Genomic DNA, 25,159 nt, shown 5'->3' on the forward strand with positions numbered 1-25,159 from the left:
AAAGACAGCTTCTCATAAGCTATACTAACATATCATACATTTCTTAATTTGTAAAGCTACTTTCCGGTTTAAACCTTAAAACAGCTTCCTCCTATAAATTCTCTGACAATGGAATTGCGTGGGATATCCTCACAATTAACCCCAAGAAAATAATCCAGGAATTTTAGCAGGCGCTTTGCTTCCATATATTCCGGGGATTCTCTGGGAATGCCAAATAACAGCGGTTCTGCATACTGCTTCAGCACAGCCAGTTCATAGACCGTAGCCGAGTTGAACATCATATCCGCAGATTCCTGGAAGGGGAAAATATACTCTTCCTCTCCTGCTCTCACCGCCGGCCACATGCGTATGGTGTCCTGCGCGGAAGCGCCCCTTGTCCTGGCATCCCGTACCATCCGCCTGATCAGGCGGCAATCGGTTGTTGGAATCCGGTTGTGTTCATCAATATTCAACTGAGTCAGTGCACTTACATATACACGGAATTTACTGTCCTTTGGCAGGGTATAGGAGAGCCTGTCATTTAAGCAATGGATCCCTTCGATAACCAGGATATCGTCTTTTCCCAGTTTAAGATAATCACCTCGGTACTCCCTGACCCCTGTTTTAAATTGGTACCGCGGCATTTCCACTGTTTCTCCGGCCAGAAGAGCCGTCATGTCTTTATTAAACTGTTCAATATCCAGACTTTCTAAAACCTCATAATTGTAGCTTCCGTCCGGATTTTTCGGACTGTCTACCCGATTGACAAAATAATCGTCCACGGCAATGGGATGAGGGATCATTCCCTGAGCCTTTAGCTGAACGGACAGCCGGTGGGAAAAGGTGGTTTTTCCGGATGAGGACGGTCCGGCGATCATTACAAATTTTTTGCTCCTGTCAGCGCCAATTCGTTCCGCGATCTCAGCAATTTTCTTTTCCTGTAAGGCCTCCTGAATTAAAATCAGTTCATTGATATTACCCGATGCAATCTCTTCATTCAGAGCGCCTACATGGGATACATTCAACCGTTCCCCCCATTTTACACTCTCCTTCAGCACACGGAACAGCTTCTTCTTCTTTTCCGGCTCGAATACAGGCACTTCTTTGGGGTTTTCCTTCTGGGGCAGCATGAGCATAAAGCCGTCATCATGTAATATCAGGTCAAAATACTTAACATATCCGGTATTCTGTACCATGTATCCATAATAATAGTCTTCAAAGCCGCCTATGCTGTAGATATTGACACGGGAAACCCGGCGGTAGCGAAACAGTCTTTCTTTGTCATACATCCGGTGCTTGTGAAATAAATCAATGGCATCGTCCGTGTTTACGCTCCGTTTCATAATCGGGATTTTTTGGCTCACATACTCCTGCATGCGGGCTTTTACCCGGGAAAGCAGTTCCTCAGTCAGTCCAATCTTTCCGTGAGCCTCTATATAATAGCCTTTTCCAAGAGAAAAATCCACAGTCACTTTTTCAATATTTTCTGCGCCAGCCACATCGTAAAAGGCTTTCATCATAACAAATATTGCGCTTCTGTGATAAGTCTGGATTCCGGGCTGATCCTTCCCTGTAAAGAAACGAAGGCTGCAGTCGAACTGGACTGTTTTATGGAGCTCACTTAATTTTCCGTTTATGCTTACCAGTAAGATATCATTTTCATATTGGGGCTGATATTCTTTTGCAATCTCTTGATAAGACGTTCCAATTGGGTATTGCTTTTCTACACCGTTTATAGTAACAACTGCCATTCGCTTCCTCCTTATATGAATGTTTCAGGAAATTCTACTTCCGCCTTGCAGATTTCTAAGTCCTCCCCTACTTCTTTCTCCAGATACTCTTCCAGAAAGTCCAAAAACAGATATTCCAGGCCGTAATGGCCGGCATCAATGACAGCCATATGGTTTGCAGCGGCATCAATCCCACTGTGGTGGCCGATATCGCCTGTTATAAAGACTTTCACACCTGCAGCCAGAGCCGGTTTGATCATACTTCCTCCGGATCCAGGACTTATGCCTACAAAACGTACGGCCGCTCCTGGTGCTGCCTCTCCATAAACAGTGACAAAGGGAAGATGAAACCGCTCCTTCACAAGAACAGCGATCTCCTTTACTGTCATCTCTTCCTTAAGATACCCCGTTTTCCCGATTCCATATACCATTTCCCTGGAACCTTCCGTTGTTTCTTTAAGCATCACGCCTTCTTTATCCAGCACGTTTAAATCTGTAAGCCCAAGCTTTTGTGCGGCCGCATCAGCCATACAGCCAGGAGCGGCATCAAAGTTTGTATGCATGGCATAATAAGAGATGTCATTGCGAATCAGGCTTATAATACGTCTGGATATAAAATCCTTATCATTAATTCTATTCAAAGGCTTGAAAATAAGGGGATGATGGGTAATCAATAAATCCGCTCCCCACCGGACAGCATTTTCCACCACCTCGTCAGTAGCATCTAAGGCAATAAAAACCTTTTTTACTTCTTTATCACTACGGCCTGCTAAAAGGCCCACATTATCCCAATCACAGGCACAAACTGGCGGCGCCAGCTGTTCCAGTTTTTCTATGAGTTTATCGCACTGCATCCTGTGCCTCCTTGTTATAGGCTAGTTCCAGCTTCAGCTCTTCCATTCTTCTGACCGCTGCCTCCGTCTGGCTCCCGGAAAGCCCTCTCATGATCTGCTCCAGCTGCTCTTCTTCCTTTATTAAATATTCTTTTAAAACAGGATCTTTGGATTCCAGCAGGCTCCTTCCATAGCGGTAGGAAATCTCGCGTTCATCTTTATCGCCTGTTTTTATCTTTCTGCTGATTCCCATTACGGAATAGAACTTTCCTTCTTCTTTTATCATAGTCTCCCGCTCAATAAAAAATTCCTGTTCTTCCAGGAATCTGCGCACCTTGTCCAGTTCTGAGTGAGGGGATAGGACCCAGTAGGAAATGCCTTCCCATAAATCACGGCCTTCCTCAAGTATATGTATGATCAGCTCACCGCCCATGCCAGCTATGACCACACAGTCTGCTTCGTTCTGCTCTAATTTTAAAAGTCCGTCGCTTAAACGGACTTCCACATGAGTTTGCAGACCTGCCTCCTGGATATGGGCCTGGGCCCTTAACAAGGGGCCCTTCCGCACATCCATGGCAATGGCATATTTTGCTTTTCCTTCCTGTACCAGATGGATAGGAATATAACCATGATCCGTTCCAATATCTGCAATTCTGCTTCCTTCCGGAACAAAGGAAGCGATCGTTTCCAAACGCCTTGATAACTTCATCTTAAACTCCGTCTTGTATCTTTAATCATCCAGATAGTCCTTAAGCTTCTTGCTTCTGCTGGGATGGCGCAGTTTACGCAATGCTTTTGCCTCTATCTGACGAATCCGTTCTCTCGTAACATTAAATTCTTTCCCTACCTCTTCTAAGGTTCTGGGCCGCCCGTCATCAAGTCCGAAACGCAGCTTTAAGACCTTTTGCTCCCGTTCGGTCAGGGTGTCAAGCACCTCCATTAACTGTTCATGGAGCATGGTAAATGTGGCGGCATCGGCCGGAACTGCAACTTGCTCATCCTGAATAAAATCTCCAAGATGGCTGTCCTCTTCCTCTCCGATAGGTGTCTCTAGGGATACAGGTTCCTGGGATACCTTCATGATTTCTCTGACCCGGTCAACCTGCATATCTGCTCTGGCTGCTATTTCCTCCGGCACCGGCTCTCTGCCCAGCTCCTGTAAAAGCTGTCTGGACACACGAACCAGGCGGTTGATGGTCTCCACCATATGAACCGGAATCCGGATGGTACGGGCCTGGTCCGCTATGGCGCGGGTGATGGCCTGTCTGATCCACCAGGTCGCATAGGTGCTGAACTTATAACCTTTCCGGTAATCAAACTTTTCCACAGCCTTAATAAGTCCTAAGTTTCCTTCCTGAATCAGATCTAAAAACTGCATTCCCCGCCCGACATAGCGCTTGGCAATGCTGACCACTAGACGCAGATTGGCCTCTGTCAGCCTCTGCTTTGCATCATCATCTCCCAGCTCAATTCTTTTGGCGAGCTCAATTTCATCTTCACTGGAAAGAAGAGGTACCTTGCCGATCTCCTTCAAATACATGCGGACCGGATCTTCCACACTGATACCTTCCGGAACGGATAAATCAATACTTTCCATATCGATTTCTTCTTCATCCTCGATATCTTCTTCTATGAACAGATCCTCATCAAGATCCAGTTCCTCACCGCCGATTTGAAGTACATCTACCTTATTGCTTTCCAGAAAATCATAAATCTGATCCAGCTTATCCGAGTCTAAGTTCTCTCCCACAAAAAAATCCAGAACCTCCTGGTTTTCCAGCACATTCCGTTTCTTTTTTGCAAGGAGAAGAAGCTGATTTAATTTTTCCTCAAATGCAGCGGCTGACTCCAAAGCCTTAAGCTCTGCAGCCTGTTCCTCTTCCGTTTTTTTTGACCCCACCATTTTATCTGCTGCCTTCTTCACATTATCGTCCATGTTCTTCCATCCTTCCACAGCCTGCCTATAGTGTACACCCTAATCCAGCGAAATATGCAAATCCTTTAACGCAGCCTGTTCCTTTATAATATTCTGCAGTTCCAAAATCCCCGCTGCATGACGGCTGGCATAATCCAGACTGTTTTTTTTCACTTTCATAATTGTTTCCGAAAACGCCTTTTTTTGCTCTTCATTATCTAGGGACTCTTTTAAGCTCGCATGAAAAAGACCTGCGACTGCCCGGTATTGACCTTCATCATGAATGAAATGATTTAAGATCTCGGCCGGATTCAATGTTCCGGCAGCGTGTCCGTCAAAAACCATCCGTGCCACCTTGTGATACAGTTCTTCTATAAAATCATCAGGAGTAACAACTCCTTCAATCTTATCAAATAATAATGGATTTTCAATGAGCCAGGTGAGAAGCAGCCTTTGGGACTGCTTTACACCGTCTTCCTTTTCCTTTTTCCTCTTGTTTTTTAAGTTTCCCTCTTCTTCCCTCTGAGCAGAAACTGATGGTCCAAGAGAAGCGCCCAGGCGGTTGACCAGACGTTTTAAATCATCATAATTGATAAAATATTCCCTGGATACCGCCTCCAAATAATTCTCACGTTCCAGGGCTTCCGGGAATTCCAGAAGTTTCCTGGCTACCTGATTATAAAATTCTGTTTTCTGCTCCGGATCATCCATTTTATAATTCTTTTTCAGCACATCAATTTCAAACAGGAAGCTGTTGCGGGCCTCATCGATCCGTTTACGGAATTCTTCTGCCCCCTGATTCTTTATGAACTCATCCGGATCTTTATATGGCTGCATGTTAAGCACACGGATGGAGATTCCCGCTTCCTTAAGAATGGGAATGGCACGGAGGGCAGCCTTAACGCCAGCGCCGTCGCTGTCATAGGTGAGAACCACTTTATCCGTATACCGTTTTAAAAGCTGGGCATGCTGGGTGGTAAATGCCGTTCCCAGAGAAGCCACCGCATTGGTAAAACCGGCCTGGTGCATCGCGATCACATCCATGTAGCCCTCGCAGATTAATATGTACTTTTCCCGTGAAAGCCTGGCATAATTAAGACCATATAAATTCCGGCTTTTGTCAAAAAGCTTTGTCTCCGGCGAGTTTAAATACTTTGGTTCCCCGGCTCCCATGACCCTGCCACCGAAACCAATGACCCGGTTGTTCACATCCATAATAGGAAACATGACCCGGTTCCAAAACTTATCATAGGTCCCCCGCTCCTCTATGGTCACCAGTCCGGTCTGCTTTAACAGACTATCGTCATATCCCTTGCCCTTTAAATACCGGTAAAGATCATCGCTGGTCTTATTTGAGTAGCCAAGCCCGAACCTTGTGATGGTCTCGTCACTTAGCTGCCTGTCCCTTAAATAGCGGTAGCCGGTATCACCCTGAGGCTTTTTAAGCTGGTAATAAAAGTAGCTGGCGGCCAGCTTATTGATTTCCAAAAGAGTGGACCTAAGATCTTCCTGCTCTCTTGCTTCCTTGCTGTACTCTGCCACAGGAAGCTTCACGCCTGAACGGTCTGCCAGAACTTTTAAGGCCTCAGAGAAGGAATAGTTTTCATATTCCATGATAAACGTCAGTACATTTCCGCCTGCACCGCAGCCAAAGCAGTAGTACATCTGTTTAGCGGGAGATACGGAAAAGGAAGGGGACTTTTCATTGTGAAAAGGACAGAGACCAAAATAATTGCTTCCCTTCTTCTGCAGCTTGACGTATCCCGAGATCACATCCACGATGTCATTCTTCATCCGGACCTCTTCAATTACTTCTTCCGAATATCGCATGAAGCTTCATTTCTCCTTTCTCCTTTTCAGTTTCATTTGCTTTAAACCATTTTCCAGGCTTTTGGGACAAACAGCTCTTCAAATTTATCAATCGCAAATCTGTCACTCATGCCTGCAATGTAATCGCAGACCGCCTGTTCCCGGCTTTCTTCCCCTTCCTCCATTAAGGTGCGGTATTCCTCCGCAAGCTTGTCCGGGTGTTCCATATAGTAATTAAAAAGCATGACGATGAGATGCTGTGCTTTCCCTTCTTCTGCTTTTGGGATATCACTTTTATAAACGTTTTCAAACATCCAGGTGCGCAGCCCCTGCATGGCCTTCTCCATATCGGGAGACATTATGATCTCCGGCTTTCCATAGCTGTTGCGGATAATATCATGGATCAGATTGTTAAGTCTTTCACGAACGCTGTGACCCAAGACGCCCGTATAGCACTCCGGCAGATCCTCCTCCACAAACATCTTTGCCCTGATGGCATCGTCAATGTCATGGTTGATATAGGCAATCTTATCCGACAGGCGGACAATGCCCCCTTCTAATGTGGAAGGGTGACCGCTGGTGCGGTGATTTAAGATTCCATCCCGGACCTCCCAGGTAAGGTTTAAGCCCATGCCATCCTTTTCCAAAACCTCTACTACCCGTACACTTTGCTTATAATGGGCAAAGCCCTGGGAGCAGATCTTATTCAAAATTGCCTCCCCGGAATGGCCGAATGGGGTATGGCCCAGATCATGAGCCAAAGCTATGGCCTCGGTTAAGTCTTCGTTCATGCGCAAAGATTTTGCTATGGTTCTGGCTATCTGGGATACTTCCAGGGTATGAGTCAGTCTGGTTCTGTAGTGATCCCCTTCCGGGGCCAGAAAAACCTGGGTTTTATGTTTCAGCCTGCGAAATGCCTTGCAGTGAATGATCCGGTCCCGGTCCCGTTGGTAGGCAGTCCGGATATCACAAGCGTCCTCTTCCCGCTCTCTTCCTTTACTGTTCTTACTGAAAGCGGCATAAGGACTTAAATATGCTTCCTCCCATTGTTCAGTGGATTCCCTGATATTCATACAATCACATCCTTCGCCCAAAGTTATGGTACATTATATCATATTTTCAGTAATTATAACACCCTATATTAAAATAATTGCATTTCCGTCATCTGCCTGCATCCAGGTGTTTCCTGTATTCACTGGGAAGACAGCCATACCGCTTCCTAAATGCTTTGGAAAAGGCCCTGCTGTCCGGAAATCCATGCTTCATGGCGATCTCACCGATCTCACCGCCGGTCCCTACGAGTTCCCGGACCGCATACTTGACACGCAGGTCAATAAGATAGGTACGGTAATTGACCTGCGCATATTTTTGAAAGATTCTGGACAGGTAGGTAGGACTGAAGCCAAATCGCCCTGCCACCTCGTCAAGCTTTAAGTCCTGGTCATAATTTTCTCTCATATACTGAGTCACTTTTGACAGCTTGTCGAGCTGCTTTTTCTGGCGGATGACCTCCTTATCCATGGTCTCCGCCTTAAATTCCGTAACCAAAAGATACAGAAGTTCATAGAACAGGCTTTTTACCTTCAGGCTATAACCATATTCCTGTTCCTCATATATGGAAAACATGGAAATCACCAGCTGCGTCAGTCTCTTATTTTGGACCTCATCCTTTTTCTCAAAATTCACATAATTTTCTTCTCCCATATACTCCTCAAAGGTTTCCGCCGGTATTTGAAGAACTATGGTGATATTAGGATTTGGGCATTCAATGGAATGGACTTCATTAGAATTAACCAGCACAAAATCCTGTTTTTCAAGGGATAGGTGGCTGTTGTTGATATAAAAATCAATCCTGCCTTCCTGAACCAGAAAAATCTCAACGGAATGGTGCCAGTGTTTCGTGACCTTGTAATTTCCATCTCTCCCCTCAAAAATAAACAGCCGGAAAGGCAAATCATCATTGGGAATGACCAGTTCATGCCTGACTTCCATTTCACACCTCCCCAAAAGTACTGATTCTATTATAAATCATTTTGTATATTTTTCCAATGGCTTTTCATCTTCCTGTCAGGGCGTTCTTCCCATGTTATACAGGAAGGCTGTCGCTCACGCATAAAGCGCCGTATCCAAGCTCAGGATTGGGATATTTCGTAATTCCGGGCAGAGGCCTGGCACCGCGAATAAAATAAGCCTTAACCTTTTCCCCGAACAGAAACGGATCCCTTCCATCCACAATTCCCCACTGCATCAAAAGGGCGGCGCTGCCAGTGACAAAAGGAGTTGCAAAGGACGTACCTGTTACCGACTCATATCCGCCTCCGGCCCTTGCCGCAATGATCCCCACTCCTGGAGCAGCCAGATCCGGTTTTACCAGATTGGTTCTTCTTGTAAATCCTCTGCCGGAAAAATCCGCATAAGACTGATAAGTATCATCATATGCTCCCACGGAAATGACCTTGTTGGCCGTAGATGGAATGGTCAAAGTGGTTTCAGGCGTGGCTCTTAAAAACCTGGTAGTCTCGCTCAGCACTCCGGCGGACGGGAGCCAGAGATCGTATTTACCTTCCACGATCTGTCTGGGAGTCAGGCGGAATTTCCATATCCCGCTGTCAATATAGGTATCGAGAGGAAGGAAATCCATATAAATTTCCTGTGCCACACTGTAAGGTCCGGGCTTCCCATAGTACAGCAAAATCCTTGTATTTCCATAGTTTATGGTTTGAGGTCCCAGGCTGCTGCTGATGGGTCCGATCACCACTCCGGAAGGTGTTATAATGCTGATGTCAAATAAATCTGCATAAGATTTCCATAGCTGTACACTGAAGCTTCGCTGGTATTGTCCCACGCTCAGCTCAATTTCCTCGGGACTTGACATTGTCAGGGTTCCGGAAATATGGCCGCCAGCCACCCCTTCGTTACCTGTTCCTACCACAATCACTGTCTTCCCGTAATTGGATAAGTCATCAAGAAAGGTCTCTAAAAGGCTGGTGCCGTCATGGGATCCATAAGTATTACCAAAGCTTAAATTAATGGCCAGGGGCATCTGCATACTTACCGCTTGTTGTACTGCAAAATTGACCGCACGCATAAGTTCTGTTGTCCTGGGAAACCCGCCTTCCTGAGGAACTCCAAGCTTTACAACTAAAAGCGGGCTTTCAAAAGCGATTCCCCGGTATTGTCCCCTGTTTTCCCTTCCGTTTCCGGCCGCTATGGATGCCACGGCTGTGCCATGGCCGGAGATATCTACGCTTGGAACCAGCTTTCTGGCCTCTGTCCTGCTACCGGTAGCCAGGGCGGCATTGATTTCTTCTGCAGTAAACACCCGGTCCAGTGTCTGATCCCACAGCGCTACGATCCTGGTCGTACCGTCATCATTCCGGAAATCAGCGTGGTAATAATCAATCCCCGAATCAATGATGGCTACCAAAACTCCCCTTCCGGTAAGAGGATTGCTTCCCTGCTGGACCAAATTGACACAAGAGGCCGACTTTGCCTGGTTGATGGCAAAAAACAGCCTCTTTGGTTTTTCAACATATTCGATTTGAGGCAAGGCACTTAACTGGTCAATAAGGGATTCCGGAACTGTAAGTATGGAGTATTCGTTTACCATTTGCTCCACCCGGATTCCAATAAGGGAAAGATTGCTTATATCTCCGGAATGCTTAACGATCACATCCCAAGTTTTTTCCTCGGGATTATATCCTACATTTAAATTGCCTGATTTTTCACGCTCTTCAGGAGTTGCGCTGAGGGCAAGATTTAACAGGACTTCCAGCTTTTGATCTTGCATACGACATTCCTGTGTTTTTTCTATCATCCTACGCTGGAACTGTCATTCTCATTCCTTACTCTGCTCTGCTTCCCGCACTTCCGTGTCGTGATAGAAGAATTTTAAGATATCCTCAAAGTTCTTTCCGCTCTTTGCCATGGCCTGAGCCCCATTCTGGCTCATTCCAACACCATGCCCAAAGCCTCCCCCGTAGATATGAAAGGTTGTAATGTTATTGTCATCAACGCCCTGATTTTCTATTGCAATATAGGCACTGGGAAGGGAGTCAAAATTCTTCATGAGAGTACCATCAAGCTTTGTAATGGTCATATATTTATTTCCAAGCTTTGCCCTTACCTGTCCTTCCCCATTGATGGTCATGACGCCGTCGGATCCTTCGACCCTTAGTTTTTTAACAATTCCGCCTACTCCACGTTCTGTTACAGTAATGTTCAGGATCGATCCTACTTCGGTGATCTCTTCCTCCAGCTGCCGGTTCGTGACGGTGGTTTCCCATCGGTACATGGGGAATCCTGAATCAAAGGCTGGATAATCTTTTTTCTTTATAAATTCATCAAAATCAGAATTTGTCGACAGATTTAATACTCCCCTGCTATCCTGTAGAAGACTGCCATCCAGATAGGGAAACCCAGCCGGATCACCTCCCCATATGCTCCCGTCGGTCGTATGTCCGCAAGAGGTGGAGAAATAAAAGGCTTCTATAGGTTTATCATTATAAAACAACAGCTTTCCATAAGTCTCACGTACCGCTTCTTCTGTTTTTGATGCGGACTGCAGATTGTTATAAACCTGGAATCTGGTGCTGTCATCCACATGGGCTCCGTATTTGCTGTAGGTGTTGCTCTGGATCTGACGGAACGCATAGGTTCTGGCACAGACAGCCTGAGCTTTTAAGGCTTCCTTTTCATAGCTGTCAGGCATCTCACTGGGAACAACCTTTGTCAGATAATCCTCCAGGTACAACTCATTGACTAAAAGCAGCCCATCGGCTTCCTTACGTATCTCAATCGTACCGTCATAGGCCGGGGTGCCATAGGACCTCTGGATGGAATTAACGGAAATGGAGTCTCCTTTTTCTAAAGGTGCGATTACAATCCGTCCATCCTTTAGCCGCTCATCTGAGGTATCAATAATCACTTCTGCCTTTGGAGGCACTTTTACCGCCTTCTCGCCATAGGTCAATAACAGGCCGCTTTCAGCAGACAGGGTTACAGACGGTTGAAAGATCGATTGGAAATTGGTGGACATCAAAAGGACACGAATGCTCTTTGCATCAAATTCCCTTACTAGCAAGGCAGCACATATCCTGCCATGGGCAACAACAAAATCCTGTATATCATATCCTACCAGAATATCGGAGACACTGCGTTCTTCAAGCTGACCGTATAACCGGTATACTTTAAAATCTTTATCCAGTTTTAAGCTGCCATACCCCTCAACCTCAATAGAATCATCCTTCACCGCGAGAACCTTTCCCGATATCTTCTTTTTCTTCAAGGTGACCTTTTGAAGGCTTCCTCTTTTTAAACTGATATCCGCAATATTATTGGCAAAATCCTCCGGCTGCCCCAAAGAGGCCTCAAGGGGGAAGGTACGCTCCACTGACCCTAAGTATACACCGAACGTTCCTCCCGTTCCTGTGGTCAGCCAGACATTTTTATAGGTTATGGAATCTGTCACCGCTTCTTTTAATGCAATGATCTCATTGCCCTTTACCAGAAGCTTTAACTCCCAGTCTATGTAAGAATCCAGGCTGATGCCCTCAAATTGAAAATTCCCTTCGCTGGTATAGGCAGTCCAGGCTGTTGCAGTTTTTACATTGGTAGGAGTGCCATAAAGAAACACGTCAAGCACTCTGATCGTTCCTTCCTTATCCAGTGCCTGCCTCAATTCTTCATACAAATACCACCATTCATCCGCAGGAAGCTTCTTATTTTGTTTTTTGCTGCTTTCATGGATCTTCTTTCCTGATCCGGGAACCAGAGCTTCCGCCAGGCTTTCCGCCTCTTTGTAGGTCAAAAAGCCTTCCGCAGTATCACTTTTTGCCGGAATTTCATGGGGGTCAAGATAACTGCCTGCATACAGGTAATTCATGTATTTCACATACCAGTTATTCTGTTCCTTTTCCGGAAAGTATTCCTGGCTATGTTCCTTCAGCATTTTTTCACAGTTTTCTCTATCGGTAAGAAGAAGAGCAGCTGACTTATATGCTACCCCCCTTGATATTCCCTCCGGTTCCGGTTCATTTACCAGAATAATAATAATGAGAATCAAAACCAAAAGAGGAATACCGACTATAAATCCGATAAATGTCTTTTTATTCATGCGCTCCTCTTATCTCATATAAGTTTTTTTGTTTTCATCAATCCGCTCCAGGTCAAAATAGTCCATCGTTTTAAGGGAGAGATCCTTTTTCGTCAGGGAACGGTTCACCAGCCTTGAAACTACGCTGTAAAACACCGCAAAGGTCGGAACCGCAATGATCATTCCCACAAAACCAAACAGTCCGCCAAAAAGCAGGATGGAAAACAGCACCCAAAAGCTGGGAAGACCCGTGGATTGTCCCAATATTTTCGGACCCAGGATATTTCCGTCAAACTGCTGGAGCAAAAGAATAAATATCAGGAAATACAGACACTTAATAGGGCTGACCAGCAGGATTAAAAATGCACTGGGAACGGCTCCGATAAACGGACCGAAAAAGGGAATCACATTGGTTACGCCAACAATTACGCTTACTAACAGTGTGTAAGGCATATTCATAGCGTTCAAAAGGAAAAAACACATAATCCCGATAATCAGGGAATCTAAAATCTTTCCCGTTATGAACCCGCCAAACACCCGATGAACAAAACGGATTTCATCAATTGCCTGATTAGCCGTTTTAATAGGAAATATACTGTAAATGATCTTTTTTCCCTGAGCAGAAAGCGTTCCCTTTATGTTCAGGAGATAAACCATTACGATTACACCGATCAGTATATTCTTTAGAACCAGTACCACGCTTAGCAGTCCGCTGGAAAGGCTGCCGATCAACATGGACATGTTGGGGACCAGGTCAGAAGTCATCCAGTTTTGCAGCTGGCCTGTCAGCCGGTCATATATGGGAATGACCGCCCGTTCCACAGAAGGATTATCCTCAAGCATCTTCTGAAGCCACAGAGCCAGATCATTCATATTCTCGCCCAGTGATTCCTGGAGTCCCATGACACTTGTATAAATCTGGGGGATGATCATCCAGAAAAGTCCGACTACTATCACAAACAGAAAAATCAAGCTGACCACAGTTGCCGCGGCCCGGGATATGGACTTTACCCCATTCCTATTTTTCCATCTGGAAGAAAGCAGGCGTACCGTAATGTCTCTGGACTTGTTATATACCGGCAGTAAAAGATATGCGAGGACTGCCCCGTAAATGACAGGCATAAGAATCCCCACAATTATTTTTACCGTACCCTTCACAGCCTGGAATCTGGAAAGAAAAAAGGCAAAGGTTATGCTCAAAGCAATAACGGAAAGTGCTGTGACTCCCCAGCATAAATAATTCCGAAATTTTGTCTCTTTCATAAAAATTCTCCTAAGTTTTTAAGATTGACTAATGTCTATCCTATACTCTACCATACTTTTACATAAAATTAAAGCAGCGATTTCTCGCTGCTTTTTTCTTTGGTAACCCCAAAATGCCGGTTCTTACTTATTGACGCCTAGCCTTGCTAGGTGGGCAACCTCACTCAAGTTTCTGCCTTCCACTGCAAACGGAGGCTTGACATCCACCTGAAAATATCGGAATCCCATGAGTCATAATGTAGGTTCAAAAAAGGTAAGAGTGTCGCACATTTCAGGAATTACCTTCCCATGTTTTCTATGGTCTTAGTATACACTACTTTGATTTGTTTTTCAAGTTCCTTTTCCTGTCAGTTTTGATTTTAATCTATTGGATCAGACAGCAATATGTTTGCTGCCAAGCAGTCTTCCATGCTCTACATACAGTTCCAGAAGTCTTAAAAGAGAGTCGCTGGAGTCTTCTTGAATGATCAGTTCCAACCCTTCCGCAGTGGCCAAAGACAGCACCGAAAGCAACGATTTTGCGTTTACCGTTCTTTCTCCGCAGGCCAAATTTATTTTTTCTTTACACGCTCCCGCAATTGAGACAAATTCCAGGATGGACTCAACTCCCCAGAATCCGATCTCCACCTTTTTCATCTCTTGTATTCCTCCTGCTTAAAATGTTAGAGACCTAGTATAACATACTATAATAGATTCTGCAAATCAAAAATTGTTTCTGCCAGAACATCCGCTCCGGCTTCTGTAAGTTCCTGCCTGCTTCCATAGCCGTACAACACCCCTACCGATGCTATTCCGATTTCTTTTGCCCCCAGAACATCATGCTTCCTGTCTCCGATCATCACCGTCTTGTTCAGATCGGTAATTCCGCATTCTTTTAAAACATAACGGATCACATCTGCTTTTTTTACCCTGGTTTCATCCATGTTGGCACCTCCCATAAATAAAAAGCAGGAATCCAACTCAAAATGTTTAAGGATCATCCGGACAAACACTTCCGGCTTAGAGGAAGCAACATAAAGCTTTTTCCCTGCCTTAAGAAGGGACTGCAGAACATCCAAAACTCCCTCATAGGCTTTATTTTCATACAATCCTTTTTCCGAAAAATATTCCCGGTAAATATCAATGGCCTTTTTTGCCTGTTCCTCGCTAAAGCCATAATACTCCATGAAGCTGTCCTTTAAAGGCGGCCCGATAAAGCAGCAAAGCTCATCTAAATTCTCCACCTCAATCCCAAAATGCCGGAGGCTATACTGGACAGACTTCGTTATGCCCTCTTTGGGGTCCGTAAGGGTTCCATCTAAATCAAACAACAAATATTCTTTATTCATGGTGCCTCCTGTATGGTGAAATTAAGAAAAACACGCTTTGCGGGTTTTTCTTAGCTGCTGCGGTATCCGAGCAAAAACAGAGACGAAAAAGGAAAGCTCCTTTTTCGTCTCTATGAAATTTTTACTTTAATTCATCAACAATTTTCTGAAGTGCTGCCAAAGCATCATCCGGAAGCTTGTCATAACCTTCCTTAACCGTGGCGATATTGGAAACGAATTTCACCCGGTCTTCCATACGGGCCTTTAACTGCTCCGCATAAGTGGCATCATGAAGATCCGGAACAAATCCTTCCCACTCAAAGATTTCGATATCTGAGAAAGGTCCCCACTGTTTGAACTGGGCAGTCTTATCCACAATGGCTTCCAGGATGCCTAAGGTATCCTTTGGCTGAACCTTCTTGCCCATGAAATCACCGGTGTTGATGATATAGCAATCTACGTTCTTCTCTTCTACCAGTTTTTTAAATTTCTCATAGTCATTGGCCAGAGGATAGGTTCTGAATGGGTTGGCATAAGGCACAACCACCAGAGCATTGGGATCAGCTCCCGGTGCCAGTCTTTCCGCTGTTGATCTCTTTGTTGCAAGAGTTGCACCCATAACAGATGCCAGGGAAGCGCCTTTTAATTTTACTACCGGCGGAATGGTAGGATCCTTCATGATCCAGAAAATCGCATTGACCGGTGCTTCGATCTTATCCACACGGTTAGGAGACCACAGTTTTGATTTGATGGCACGTCCATTGCCGTTTCTGACGTCCTCTGTTACCAGCTGGATCTTTCCGTCTTCGTCTAAGGTACAGGAGCAGTTCTGGGCAGTTAAGAGATATTTATTATCATCACAGCCAGTCGGGTAATCCTGTGTTTTATCAAAGTATGTAGGCTCTATTGCCACAGATGAGCAGGTGTCGGTATTGATAATGAATGCATCGTCATGGAGAACGGTAACATCATATTTTCCGCCATGTTTTGCATGGGTAATGGTGGATTTACCTGAGCCGGATAAACCAAATACAGATGCAACATATTTGGAACCATCGGTTAAGTTGTATTCTTTCTGTCCGCCATGGCAGGAAGCATATCCGTTGCGGTTAGCAAGAGCCCAAACCATAGTAAGGGTGCCTTTTTTGTGCTCTCCAAAGTATCTCATACCCAGGATTGCCGCACAGTTCTGGTCCGTATTAAAGTAGCATAAACATTTTGGATCGCTTAAACAGGACAGATCTACTCCAGGACGGTCGGAACCATTCCACTGAGGATCAGAGAAGATATAAATGTCTGCTTCTTTTCCATCGCCGACTGGTTTAGAAGCTTTATACATTTTCGCATACTCATCAGACATATACTGGAAGTTCAGCATCCAGTTATACAGAATATTTTCTTCGCCTTCCGGAATAAGGAGATGTACCTTCACCATGAATTCAGGATCAAGTCCGGCATAAACCTCTGCATGATACATTGTTTTCCAACGGGTTTCATAAACTGCGTCCATAACAACTTTGTCAAGAGCGCCGCAATTTACACCGGGTTCTCCTGCGATTCTTCTTGCAGTCGCATAACGTCCGGTAATCGCACCATCATTAAATAAGAGAACCTTGGCATCTTTATCAAGGCCAAATTCCTCTCCCCTGTATACAGGCATGTCCGTTACCACGGTTCCTGGTGAATTCTTCGCCAGTTCATATGCCTCTCTAAGTGTAGTAACCTTAATTACGTTGTTTCCATAAAACGGAGCTTCAATGATCGAACGCGTAGTTGCAAAACCTGGTTGGCCTTTTCCAATTTCATTAATTGGATAATATGCTTTTGTTGACATAGAAAATTCCTCCTTTTATAAAATCCAAATTTGTCACTATTATCTCACTTTGTTAAGAAAAAGTCAATGATTTTCATTGCAATTTTCCTAAATAATGGATATATTATATATATATTATGCATTTTGTGTACAATAAGCAAAAGAAAGGATAATTATGATTCATATTTCAAAAGATGGTACAGGAGATTTTAAAAGCATTGGAGAGGCACTTCGTTCTCTTCCATCTGATCATACGAAGGAACAGGTCCTCTACATACACAAGGGATTTTATGAAGAGCAGATTACCGTAACGGTTCCTCACGTAACTTTTGTTGGGGAAGATGCAGAAAGCGCCATTCTCTCTTACGGCCTTTATGCCCGCATGACCATGGAGGATGGGATGAAGCGCGGCACCTTCCGCACCTATTCCTGCCTGATCGATACCCATGATTTTACCGCTAAGAATCTAACATTTGAAAACAGCGCGGGAATTGGTACCGATGTTGGACAGGCGTTGGCTCTTTATGCCGATGGAGACCGGTTGTTCTTTGAAAACTGCCGTTTCTTAGGAAACCAGGATACTCTTTTTACAGGTCCCCTTCCTCCAAAGGAAATCGAACCCAATGGTTTTATCGGACCGAAGCAGCATTCCCCCCGGATCAACGGACGGCACTATTATAAAAATTGTTACTTAGAAGGGGATATTGACTTTATTTTTGGTAGCGCAACCGCTTATTTTGAAGGCTGTACCTTCTTTTCCAAATATACGGGAATGGAGATCAGCAGCTATGTAACTGCCGCCTCCACTCCAAAGGGACAGGAATATGGCTATGTCATGGAAAATTGCCGCTTTGAAAGCAACTGCCCCGCTGACAACGCTTACCTTGGTCGTCCATGGAGAGAGTATGGAAAAACCGTGCTGATCAACTGCTTTCTGGATGACCATATCTGCAAAGAAGGCTGGCATGACTGGAACAAGGAAGCTGCCCATGAACATACCTTCTTCGGCGAATACGGCAGTTACGGCCCTGGTGCCGTGATGGAAAAACGACCGGACTGGATTCACCGGCTGACAGAAACTGATCTTAAAAGATTCTCAAAAGAAGCAGTTCTGTCCGGTTCGGACAACTGGAATCCATAAAACGAAAACGGGAGCTGATCCCTTGTAAAAAGGATCGGATCCCGTTTTTAATTTAGTTCTCTTTGATCTTAACAATCACTTTTTTAATCAAAGCCGGTTCACCTGCAGCTGCTTTTGGCTTATGACCATCCCAGGGATTGAAAATCATATATTCTCCAGCTTTTACTACTACTTTTAAGCCTGGATTTTCATTGTCGTAAAATACAACATCTTTTTCTTCGTTATAAGGTACCTTTTCATTCAGTTCATCGATCCGTGCATATGTCATGGTTTCAGAACCGGATATCACATATTGAATATCTGTGTAATTATGGTGAGCTTCGTACTTGGCTTCCTCCCAGGGAACCGTTGTATACTCTGTTACATTCGCAAAAACATTCTTGCCGTCAATCTCATATTTGCCTGGCGCCAGGCTCTCTAAATCAGTGTTCTTAAGAAAATCAACTGCCTTTTCGTATCTTCCGTCCACTCCAAGGCCTCTGTAAAAATCAAGGTTTTTTGCTGAATCAAAAATCATAATCCTACTCTCCTTTTATGTATCGTCTAGTTTGGCCGCAGATTCAAGGGGTACCTGCTATGCACATATAGTATACACCTAAAGCAGAATATTCTACAATGTTTTTATTTAAAAAATTCATGGTTGCCATGCTGAAACAGATAAGTCAGATGGGAATCAAACCAGCTGATAGCACCTCTTCTGGAGCCTCCCCGATTCATAAAATACAGGGCTCCGTCGGAATAATCCTCTCCTGCCAGCGCACGGTCAACACACTGTTTCGTATCATCTGTCACTTTTACGGAATTAATACTGCCGTTTGATACCGGTGAAAACTGGGAGGGTTCATAAACGACTCCTTTCACCGTGTCGGGAAATTTTCCGTTCTTTACGCGGTTAATTATAACATTGGCCACAAGGATCTTACCCTTGTCATCGCAAATACCGGCTTCCGCCTGCACGATCTTTAACAAGACCTGATAATCGTCCTGAGTCACAGACGTTGAATGGGCGGCCTTTTCTTTCTCTGCCTTCTTTGCTGCCTCTTCTGCCGCTTTCTTTGCTTCTTCCGCTTTTTTAGCTGCTTCTTCTGCCTGCCGTTTAGCCTCTTCTTCCATGGCGATCTTCGTATTGATTCGCTCAATCTCTGCCTTGGACTCCTCCGCCTGTTCCTGTTTCTGGATCACATCTTTCTCTAGGAAATCACCGGCCAGCTGTTGAGCCTGCATTCTGACTTCCGTAAGTTTTATTTGGGCTTTTTCCTGGGTAACCGTTTCTTCTTTCGCTGTTTCATCTTTCACATCTTCATTATCCGTAGAGTCATCTGACTCCGGCGTTTCCGCAAATGCTGTTAAAGCATTTCTGCCGCCGCTTCCAAATCCTGCTGAGGTAAACGCCACAACAGTAATAATTGCCGCACCCGCCATAAAAACTGCGGAAGAACGATACATCCGCTTTGTGACCTTAAAGGACATCCCTCTGAAAAATTGACAAATCTGCTGAAGGATAGAGCGTAGTGTAAGCATATATACACCTCTTTCTCTTATATCACTTGCCTGGGCTGGGTTACATTCCACAGCCGTTTCATGGTGACGTCCGTAATTATAGAAGAAGCCTGCCAAAAAAGTCAATGGTCATTTAACATTTTTGTGATATTTTAATTTCTAAATTTTCAGCTCCTTTTTTCTTTTGTATATTTTGCACTATTTTCACCTATGAGTCTCCTGGTTTTTTATGCTATTATTGCACTCATATTTTACAATAGTGTTACATTTATGTTAATTATTCAACTTCACCCGTATGACTTGTCCACAGCATTTCTTGTGTTATGTAAACTAATTGTGGGTAAGAGGGGCAAAACTGCCCTTTATAAACGCAACAAGGGCTTGGGGAGAAATGACGATTTGCTGTCCTCTTAAGCCTCCGCTGACGACAATTTCCTCATAAGAGCGGGCCGTTTCTTCGACAAATGTAGGAAATTGTTTTTTCATGCCGACAGGAGAACAGCCTCCGCGTATATATCCTGTGATTCCCTGCAAATCCTTCATAGGAATCATCTCTACCTTCTTATCTCCGGCAGCCTTCGCCACTTTTTTTAAATCCAGTTCCCCATCAACCGGAATGCAGCAGACCAGATATCCTATTTTTTCTCCTTTTAATACAAGAGTTTTAAATACGCTCCCATGATCCGCCCCCATCATATCCGCCGCATGGCTGCCGGAAAGGTCCTGCTCGTCCACTTCATATTCCCTGGTGGTATACTCAACCTTTGCCTTGTCAAGCATTCTCATTGCATTTGTCTTTACCATATAGATCAACTCCTTGAATTTTTTCTAATTATAATACGCATTTCTTTTATTGGCAATGCCAGAATACCCCACAGCAAAAAGGTCCGCAACTGTCAAATACAATTCCTGACAGTTACGGACTAATTTTCCATGGAAAAACAAGCTATTTCTTCTTATTAATATAGGGGAATAACCCTCCCGCTGAAATGATCTCCTGCATAAAGGGAGGAAACGCCTGCCCCTCAAAGGATTCACCGGTAGTTTTATTGGTGATAATGCCGCTGTCAAAATCAACCATAACCTCATCTCCTGCCTGAATGGCTCTGGCAGCTTCCGGACATTCTATAATAGGAAGGCCGATATTAATTGCATTCCGGTAGAAAATCCTGGCAAAAGTTTCGGCAATCACGCAGCTTATTCCGGCACACTTGATGACAAGGGGCGCATGCTCTCTGGAAGAACCGCATCCAAAGTTTTTATTTGCGACAATAATGTCTCCATTTTTTACATTGGTTATAAAATCCTTGTCAATATCCTCCATACAGTGCTTAGCCAGCTCATTCCCATCTGTAATATTCAAATATCTTGCCGGAATGATAACATCCGTGTCCACATTATCTCCATATTTAAAAACAGATCCACATGCCTTCATATTTACAACCTCCTATAATCCCAGTTCATCCGGCGCACATATATGGCCGGTAATCGCACTTGCAGCAGCCACTGCAGGGTTGGATAAATATACCTCTGATTCCACATGACCCATCCGACCTACAAAATTACGGTTGGTGGTAGAGATGCAGCGTTCTCCTGCCGCCAGAATACCCATATAGCCACCAAGGCACGGACCGCAGGTTGGTGTGCTGACTACAGCTCCGGCTTCAATAAAGATTTCTAAAAGCCCCTCTCTCATGGACTGCAAATAGATTTCCTGGGTAGCTGGAATCACGATGCAGCGCACATTTTTTGCCACTTTATGTCCTTTCATGACAGCGGCTGCTATGCGCATATCGTCAAGCCGGCCGTTGGTACAGGAGCCGATTACCGACTGATCCACTTTAATCTCACCAAACGTGCCGATGGTCCTGGTATTTTCAGGAAGGTGGGGGAAAGAAACCGTTGGCTCTAATTTGGATAAGTCAATGGTATAAACCGCCTCATATTCTGCATCCTCATCCGCCTCATAGATTTTGTAATCACGCTTTGAATGATCCTTTATGTACTGGATGGCAAGGTCATCCACCGGGAAAATACCGTTCTTTCCGCCGGCCTCTATGGCCATGTTGCAAATAGTAAAACGGTCATCCATGGATAGATTCCTGATACCCTCTCCGGAAAATTCCATCGACTTATATAAAGCACCGTCTACTCCGATCATGCCTATGATATGCAAAATAACATCCTTGCCGCTGACCCATTTGGAGGGTTTCCCCACCAGTTCAAACTTAATTGCGGTCGGTACCTTGAACCAGGCTTTTCCAGTTACCATGCCTGCCGCCATATCCGTACTGCCCACACCGGTGGAAAAAGCTCCCAGTGCTCCATAGGTACATGTATGGGAATCCGCTCCAATGACTGCATCTCCTGCAACCACCAGCCCCTTTTCCGGAAGAAGGGCATGTTCGATTCCCATCTGTCCTACATCGAAATAATTGGTAATTTCGTGTTTGCCGGCAAAATCACGGCAGCATTTACAGTTTTCCGCGGATTTAATATCCTTATTTGGAATAAAGTGGTCCATGACCAGGGCAATCTTATCTTTATGAAAGATCGTATCTTTATCAAATTTCTCCATTTCCTTAATGGCAACCGGAGATGTGATATCATTCCCCAATACCAGATCCAGTTCCGCTTCGATCAGCTGGCCTGCCTTTACCTTGGAAAGCCCTGCATGGGCTGCCAATATTTTCTGGGTCATCGTCATTCCCATTGTCTGCGTCCTCCTGTTAATTTATCACCATTACAGTTTAAATTGTAACATCTTTTTCTCGCTTTACATTTTAACACACTTATTGGTATAATAGAAATACATAATACGAATATTTAATATAATAGTTAGTTATAAAACGGAACGAAAAGTATCGTTCAATGAGAGGAAGACTTAATATGGATCATAACCTTTCCCAATATAAGATATTTTATGAAGTTGCCAAAGCCGGAAATATCTCAAGAGCGGCCAAAGAACTTTATATCAGCCAGCCTGCCATCAGTAAATCCATCAGCAAGCTGGAAGACAGCCTGGAGGTAACCTTATTTACGAGAAATTCAAGAGGCGTCCAGCTTACCGAAGAAGGAAAGCTTCTATATAATCATACAAAAGCGGCCTTTGAAGAATTAAACCGCGGGGAACTGGAACTGAAGCGGGTGAAGGATTTTAATATCGGACACTTGAAAATAGGTGTCAGCAATACTCTTTGCAAATATATTCTTCTTCCTTATTTAAAGGGATTCATTGAGAAGTATCCTCATATTAAGATTTCCATTGAAAGCCAGTCCACTTCCCATACGATCACTATGTTGGAACAACAGCGGATTGATCTGGGTCTGATTGCAGAGCCAAGCAACCGGCGCCCTCTTTTGTTTCAACCGGTTATGGACGTCCAGGATATTTTCGTGGCTACAAAATCTTATCTGGATAACCTGTATTTAAGAGAAGGACCGGATACGGATTTCTTTCAGACAGGGAATATCCTTCTTTTGGATAAGAACAACATGACCAGAAAGTATATTGACGAATATATGAAAGAAAATCAGATTGTGCCAAATCAGCTTTTGGAGGTCACTACCATGGATCTGCTGATCGAATTTGCCAAAATCGGACTAGGGATCGGATGTGTGATCAAAGAATTTGTCCAGGAGGAACTGGACCGGGGGGATTTGGTTGAGATTCCCATGGAAACAGCGATTAAAAAGAGAACCGTTGGATTCGGTTATAATCCCAATGGATTATCCACGGCTATGGAGAACTTTTTTGATGCCATGAGAGGGGCCGGATCATTGCTCAAGTAAATAAAAAGCCCGGAAAAAGACTTGCTTTTTCCGGGCTTTATTATTTAACAGGCCGCTGCCTGTTGTTATATAACTTAGTTATCAATCAGCTTTCCGCCGTCGTTCCAGCTGTAAAGCTTGCGGAGCTCGCTGCCTACCTTTTCTAACTGGTGGGAAGCTTCTTTCTTTCTAACCGCATTAAAGTGAGCGCATCCTACCTGGTTCTCAAGCAGCCAGTCCTTTGCAAAGTTTCCATTCTGAATATCGGTAAGAACCTGCTTCATCGCCTTCTTGGTCTCATCGGTAACGATCTTTGGTCCTGTGATGTAATCACCGTATTCAGCAGTATTGGAAACAGAATATCTCATGCCTGCAAAGCCGCTTTCAAAAATCAGGTCTACGATCAGCTTCATCTCGTGAATACATTCAAAATAAGCATTCTCTGGAGCATATCCTGCTTCTACTAAAGTTTCAAAGCCTGCCTTCATCAGAGCGCATACGCCTCCGCATAATACAGCCTGCTCGCCAAAAAGGTCTGTTTCTGTCTCATCCTTAAAGGTTGTCTCCAGTACGCCGGCTCTTGCTCCGCCCAGGGCCAATGCATAAGCTAAAGCCTTGTCCTTTGCCTTGCCTGTATAATCCTGATGAACAGCGACCAGACATGGGGTTCCTCTGCCTACCAGATATTCATTTCTTACGGTATGGCCGGGAGCCTTTGGTGCGATCATGGTAACATCAACATTCTTAGGAGGAACGATCTGTCCAAAATGAACGGCAAAACCATGGGCAAACATCAGCATGTCCCCATCCTTTAAATTAGGCTCTACAGATTCCTTGTACATAGCAGCCTGCTTCTCATCATTGATTAAGATCATAATGATGTCAGCCTTCTTTGCAGCTTCTGCTGCTGTATAAACGGTTAAACCCTGCGCCTCTGCCTTTGCCCAGGAACTGCTTCCCTCATAAAGTCCTACAACGACATTGCATCCAGACTCCTTTAAATTAAGTGCATGGGCATGGCCCTGGCTGCCGTATCCAATAACTGCAATGGTCTTACCCTCCAATAAGGATAAGTTGCAATCTTCCTGATAGTAAATCTTTGCCATCTTTTATTTCCTCCTCATATACTGACTCTTGATATATTTTGTTAAAGGAACCATGCCGACGGCTCACTGTCCGCCTTTGGCAATAACCTCTAGCTTACAAATCCTGACTGCCTAAGGCAGATACCGAATATCGTCAGAGCCTCTGGAAAGTCCTGTGAGACCAGTTCTGGCAAGCTCTAAAATTTCGTAATCTTCAAGCAGGTTAAGAACTGCATCAAGCTTGGACTGATCTCCTGTAAGCATGACGGTTACGGAATCTTTGCCAACATCAACAATGGTAGCTCTAAAAATATCAGCTATGGCACAAATCGCCTGACGCTGGCCGGCATTCGCATGTACCTTGACCAGAATAAGCTCCCTGTAAACAGAATAGCCTGGCTTTAATTCTTTGATATCCCTGACATCTTCCAGCTTTCTCAGCTGTTTTTCAATTTGGTCTAAAATCTCCTGATCGCCTGTGGACACTACCGTCATTCTGGAATATCTCTCATCCGCAGTCACACCCACCGTAAGGCTTTCAATATTATAGCCACGGCGGCTGAACAGTCCGGCTACACGGCTCAAAACGCCGGAGGTGTTATCAACCAACAATGATAATACGATTCTCTCCATCCATATCCCCGCCTTTTTGTATAGTAACTTAAATGATAGCAATCCAACATCTATTTGTCAACTAATTAATAGGAATGTGTATTATAATTTGAGGTTATACCTGAAAATAAAGCAAAGAGGGCCGCGTCTTATCATACGCAGTCCTCTTTATTTCTGTTTCTTCTATATATATAATTGCATGTTCTTTCCTTGGCCTAGCCTGGGGGTATCCCATATTTCCATACCCAAGTATGCAATGACCGATCCCTTCATAATATCCTGGATTCCCCAGCCACTATGACCACAG

At 44.5% G+C, this 25,159-nt stretch carries 22 protein-coding genes and 1 other RNA gene; 2 read left to right on the forward strand and 21 right to left on the reverse strand.

Annotation, left to right across the window (positions count from 1 at the left end):
- Nucleotides 1-68: 68 nt before the first annotated feature.
- The 14 genes from BMW45_RS24740 to BMW45_RS24805 form a co-directional block, all read right to left on the reverse strand.
- The gene (locus tag BMW45_RS24740) at nucleotides 69-1,730 is read right to left on the reverse strand and encodes a nucleoside kinase (RefSeq protein WP_025233292.1); all 1,662 of its coding nucleotides are present in this window, start codon (nucleotides 1,728-1,730) and stop codon (nucleotides 69-71) included.
- An 11-nt stretch (nucleotides 1,731-1,741) separates the two neighbouring features.
- Nucleotides 1,742-2,563 (reverse strand): Nif3-like dinuclear metal center hexameric protein, encoded by an 822-nt coding sequence (locus BMW45_RS24745; protein ID WP_092250206.1) that lies wholly within the window; start codon nucleotides 2,561-2,563, stop codon nucleotides 1,742-1,744.
- On the reverse strand, nucleotides 2,550-3,251 hold the full coding sequence (locus BMW45_RS24750) for a tRNA (adenine(22)-N(1))-methyltransferase (RefSeq protein WP_092250209.1): 702 nt from the start codon (nucleotides 3,249-3,251) through the stop codon (nucleotides 2,550-2,552). The genes BMW45_RS24745 and BMW45_RS24750 overlap by 14 nt, the downstream gene beginning before the upstream one ends.
- Before the next feature lie 21 nt (nucleotides 3,252-3,272).
- Nucleotides 3,273-4,478 (reverse strand): RNA polymerase sigma factor RpoD, encoded by a 1,206-nt coding sequence (gene rpoD, locus BMW45_RS24755; protein WP_242883225.1) that lies wholly within the window; start codon nucleotides 4,476-4,478, stop codon nucleotides 3,273-3,275.
- Nucleotides 4,479-4,517: 39 nt separating this feature from the next.
- Complete coding sequence (gene dnaG / locus BMW45_RS24760) at nucleotides 4,518-6,287, reverse strand: DNA primase (protein ID WP_092250212.1); 1,770 nt, start codon at nucleotides 6,285-6,287, stop codon at nucleotides 4,518-4,520.
- Nucleotides 6,288-6,328: 41 nt separating this feature from the next.
- The gene (locus BMW45_RS24765; protein ID WP_025233297.1) at nucleotides 6,329-7,339 is read right to left on the reverse strand and encodes a deoxyguanosinetriphosphate triphosphohydrolase; all 1,011 of its coding nucleotides are present in this window, start codon (nucleotides 7,337-7,339) and stop codon (nucleotides 6,329-6,331) included.
- An 88-nt stretch (nucleotides 7,340-7,427) separates the two neighbouring features.
- Nucleotides 7,428-8,258 carry an AraC family transcriptional regulator gene (locus tag BMW45_RS24770; RefSeq protein WP_092250215.1) on the reverse strand — a complete coding sequence of 277 codons (831 nt, stop codon included), beginning with the start codon at nucleotides 8,256-8,258 and terminating at the stop codon, nucleotides 7,428-7,430.
- A 94-nt stretch (nucleotides 8,259-8,352) separates the two neighbouring features.
- Nucleotides 8,353-10,056, reverse strand: a complete 1,704-nt coding sequence (locus BMW45_RS24775; protein WP_092250218.1) for a S8 family peptidase — start codon at nucleotides 10,054-10,056, stop codon at nucleotides 8,353-8,355.
- 48 nt (nucleotides 10,057-10,104) lie between these two features.
- Nucleotides 10,105-12,381, reverse strand: coding sequence for a SpoIID/LytB domain-containing protein (locus BMW45_RS24780; protein WP_092250221.1), 2,277 nt, complete (start codon nucleotides 12,379-12,381; stop codon nucleotides 10,105-10,107).
- Nucleotides 12,382-12,390: 9 nt separating this feature from the next.
- Nucleotides 12,391-13,623, reverse strand: a complete 1,233-nt coding sequence (locus tag BMW45_RS24785; RefSeq protein ID WP_092250223.1) for an AI-2E family transporter — start codon at nucleotides 13,621-13,623, stop codon at nucleotides 12,391-12,393.
- Between the two features lie 101 nt (nucleotides 13,624-13,724).
- Nucleotides 13,725-13,904: non-coding RNA, 6S RNA (gene ssrS / locus BMW45_RS24790), on the reverse strand.
- Nucleotides 13,905-13,995: 91 nt separating this feature from the next.
- Nucleotides 13,996-14,259 carry an HPr family phosphocarrier protein gene (locus tag BMW45_RS24795; RefSeq protein ID WP_092250226.1) on the reverse strand — a complete coding sequence of 88 codons (264 nt, stop codon included), beginning with the start codon at nucleotides 14,257-14,259 and terminating at the stop codon, nucleotides 13,996-13,998.
- Nucleotides 14,260-14,306: 47 nt separating this feature from the next.
- Nucleotides 14,307-14,951, reverse strand: coding sequence for an HAD family hydrolase (locus BMW45_RS24800; protein WP_092250229.1), 645 nt, complete (start codon nucleotides 14,949-14,951; stop codon nucleotides 14,307-14,309).
- Between the two features lie 121 nt (nucleotides 14,952-15,072).
- Nucleotides 15,073-16,764 carry a phosphoenolpyruvate carboxykinase (ATP) gene (locus BMW45_RS24805; RefSeq protein WP_092250232.1) on the reverse strand — a complete coding sequence of 564 codons (1,692 nt, stop codon included), beginning with the start codon at nucleotides 16,762-16,764 and terminating at the stop codon, nucleotides 15,073-15,075.
- Between the two features lie 154 nt (nucleotides 16,765-16,918).
- On the opposite strand from BMW45_RS24805, the gene BMW45_RS24810 reads away from it, so the two are divergent.
- Nucleotides 16,919-17,884 carry a pectinesterase family protein gene (locus tag BMW45_RS24810; RefSeq protein ID WP_092250235.1) on the forward strand — a complete coding sequence of 322 codons (966 nt, stop codon included), beginning with the start codon at nucleotides 16,919-16,921 and terminating at the stop codon, nucleotides 17,882-17,884.
- Between the two features lie 52 nt (nucleotides 17,885-17,936).
- On the opposite strand, the gene BMW45_RS24815 is transcribed toward BMW45_RS24810, so the two are convergent.
- The 5 genes from BMW45_RS24815 to leuC form a co-directional block, all read right to left on the reverse strand.
- Nucleotides 17,937-18,401 (reverse strand): NanQ anomerase/TabA/YiaL family protein, encoded by a 465-nt coding sequence (locus BMW45_RS24815; protein WP_025233305.1) that lies wholly within the window; start codon nucleotides 18,399-18,401, stop codon nucleotides 17,937-17,939.
- A 104-nt stretch (nucleotides 18,402-18,505) separates the two neighbouring features.
- Nucleotides 18,506-19,405 carry a cell wall hydrolase gene (locus tag BMW45_RS24820; protein WP_092250238.1) on the reverse strand — a complete coding sequence of 300 codons (900 nt, stop codon included), beginning with the start codon at nucleotides 19,403-19,405 and terminating at the stop codon, nucleotides 18,506-18,508.
- Between the two features lie 309 nt (nucleotides 19,406-19,714).
- Nucleotides 19,715-20,188 (reverse strand): Cys-tRNA(Pro) deacylase, encoded by a 474-nt coding sequence (gene ybaK / locus BMW45_RS24825; protein WP_025233307.1) that lies wholly within the window; start codon nucleotides 20,186-20,188, stop codon nucleotides 19,715-19,717.
- Nucleotides 20,189-20,330: 142 nt separating this feature from the next.
- Complete coding sequence (leuD, locus tag BMW45_RS24830) at nucleotides 20,331-20,819, reverse strand: 3-isopropylmalate dehydratase small subunit (protein ID WP_025233308.1); 489 nt, start codon at nucleotides 20,817-20,819, stop codon at nucleotides 20,331-20,333.
- Between the two features lie 12 nt (nucleotides 20,820-20,831).
- On the reverse strand, nucleotides 20,832-22,097 hold the full coding sequence (gene leuC / locus BMW45_RS24835) for a 3-isopropylmalate dehydratase large subunit (RefSeq protein WP_092250240.1): 1,266 nt from the start codon (nucleotides 22,095-22,097) through the stop codon (nucleotides 20,832-20,834).
- Nucleotides 22,098-22,273: 176 nt separating this feature from the next.
- Between leuC and BMW45_RS24840 the strand changes: the two genes are divergently transcribed.
- Complete coding sequence (locus BMW45_RS24840; protein ID WP_092250243.1) at nucleotides 22,274-23,176, forward strand: LysR family transcriptional regulator; 903 nt, start codon at nucleotides 22,274-22,276, stop codon at nucleotides 23,174-23,176.
- A 74-nt stretch (nucleotides 23,177-23,250) separates the two neighbouring features.
- On the opposite strand, the gene ilvC is transcribed toward BMW45_RS24840, so the two are convergent.
- The gene (ilvC, locus tag BMW45_RS24845) at nucleotides 23,251-24,261 is read right to left on the reverse strand and encodes a ketol-acid reductoisomerase (RefSeq protein WP_025233311.1); all 1,011 of its coding nucleotides are present in this window, start codon (nucleotides 24,259-24,261) and stop codon (nucleotides 23,251-23,253) included.
- A gap of 111 nt (nucleotides 24,262-24,372) precedes the next feature.
- Nucleotides 24,373-24,873 carry an acetolactate synthase small subunit gene (gene ilvN, locus BMW45_RS24850; protein WP_092250246.1) on the reverse strand — a complete coding sequence of 167 codons (501 nt, stop codon included), beginning with the start codon at nucleotides 24,871-24,873 and terminating at the stop codon, nucleotides 24,373-24,375.
- Between the last annotated feature and the right edge of the window lie 286 nt (nucleotides 24,874-25,159).

The organism is Lacrimispora sphenoides, from assembly GCF_900105215.1.
GTDB classification, from domain to species: Bacteria; Bacillota; Clostridia; order Lachnospirales; family Lachnospiraceae; genus Lacrimispora; species Lacrimispora sphenoides_A.

Coding starts and splice junctions, on each gene's coding strand:
- BMW45_RS24775 (WP_092250218.1), bottom strand. CDS start 10,056: ATGCAAGATCAAAAGCTGGAAGTCCTGTTAAATCTTGCCCTCAGCGCA.
- BMW45_RS24780 (WP_092250221.1), bottom strand. CDS start 12,381: ATGAATAAAAAGACATTTATCGGATTTATAGTCGGTATTCCTCTTTTG.
- BMW45_RS24765 (WP_025233297.1), bottom strand. CDS start 7,339: ATGAATATCAGGGAATCCACTGAACAATGGGAGGAAGCATATTTAAGT.
- leuC (WP_092250240.1), bottom strand. CDS start 22,097: ATGGGAATGACGATGACCCAGAAAATATTGGCAGCCCATGCAGGGCTT.
- ilvC (WP_025233311.1), bottom strand. CDS start 24,261: ATGGCAAAGATTTACTATCAGGAAGATTGCAACTTATCCTTATTGGAG.
- BMW45_RS24805 (WP_092250232.1), bottom strand. CDS start 16,764: ATGTCAACAAAAGCATATTATCCAATTAATGAAATTGGAAAAGGCCAA.
- BMW45_RS24810 (WP_092250235.1), top strand. CDS start 16,919: ATGATTCATATTTCAAAAGATGGTACAGGAGATTTTAAAAGCATTGGA.
- BMW45_RS24745 (WP_092250206.1), bottom strand. CDS start 2,563: ATGCAGTGCGATAAACTCATAGAAAAACTGGAACAGCTGGCGCCGCCA.
- BMW45_RS24740 (WP_025233292.1), bottom strand. CDS start 1,730: ATGGCAGTTGTTACTATAAACGGTGTAGAAAAGCAATACCCAATTGGA.
- BMW45_RS24785 (WP_092250223.1), bottom strand. CDS start 13,623: ATGAAAGAGACAAAATTTCGGAATTATTTATGCTGGGGAGTCACAGCA.
- BMW45_RS24750 (WP_092250209.1), bottom strand. CDS start 3,251: ATGAAGTTATCAAGGCGTTTGGAAACGATCGCTTCCTTTGTTCCGGAA.
- ybaK (WP_025233307.1), bottom strand. CDS start 20,188: ATGGTAAAGACAAATGCAATGAGAATGCTTGACAAGGCAAAGGTTGAG.
- BMW45_RS24800 (WP_092250229.1), bottom strand. CDS start 14,951: ATGAATAAAGAATATTTGTTGTTTGATTTAGATGGAACCCTTACGGAC.
- BMW45_RS24840 (WP_092250243.1), top strand. CDS start 22,274: ATGGATCATAACCTTTCCCAATATAAGATATTTTATGAAGTTGCCAAA.
- BMW45_RS24795 (WP_092250226.1), bottom strand. CDS start 14,259: ATGAAAAAGGTGGAGATCGGATTCTGGGGAGTTGAGTCCATCCTGGAA.
- dnaG (WP_092250212.1), bottom strand. CDS start 6,287: ATGCGATATTCGGAAGAAGTAATTGAAGAGGTCCGGATGAAGAATGAC.
- BMW45_RS24815 (WP_025233305.1), bottom strand. CDS start 18,401: ATGATTTTTGATTCAGCAAAAAACCTTGATTTTTACAGAGGCCTTGGA.
- ilvN (WP_092250246.1), bottom strand. CDS start 24,873: ATGGAGAGAATCGTATTATCATTGTTGGTTGATAACACCTCCGGCGTT.
- BMW45_RS24820 (WP_092250238.1), bottom strand. CDS start 19,405: ATGCTTACACTACGCTCTATCCTTCAGCAGATTTGTCAATTTTTCAGA.
- BMW45_RS24770 (WP_092250215.1), bottom strand. CDS start 8,258: ATGGAAGTCAGGCATGAACTGGTCATTCCCAATGATGATTTGCCTTTC.
- leuD (WP_025233308.1), bottom strand. CDS start 20,819: ATGAAGGCATGTGGATCTGTTTTTAAATATGGAGATAATGTGGACACG.
- rpoD (WP_242883225.1), bottom strand. CDS start 4,478: ATGGACGATAATGTGAAGAAGGCAGCAGATAAAATGGTGGGGTCAAAA.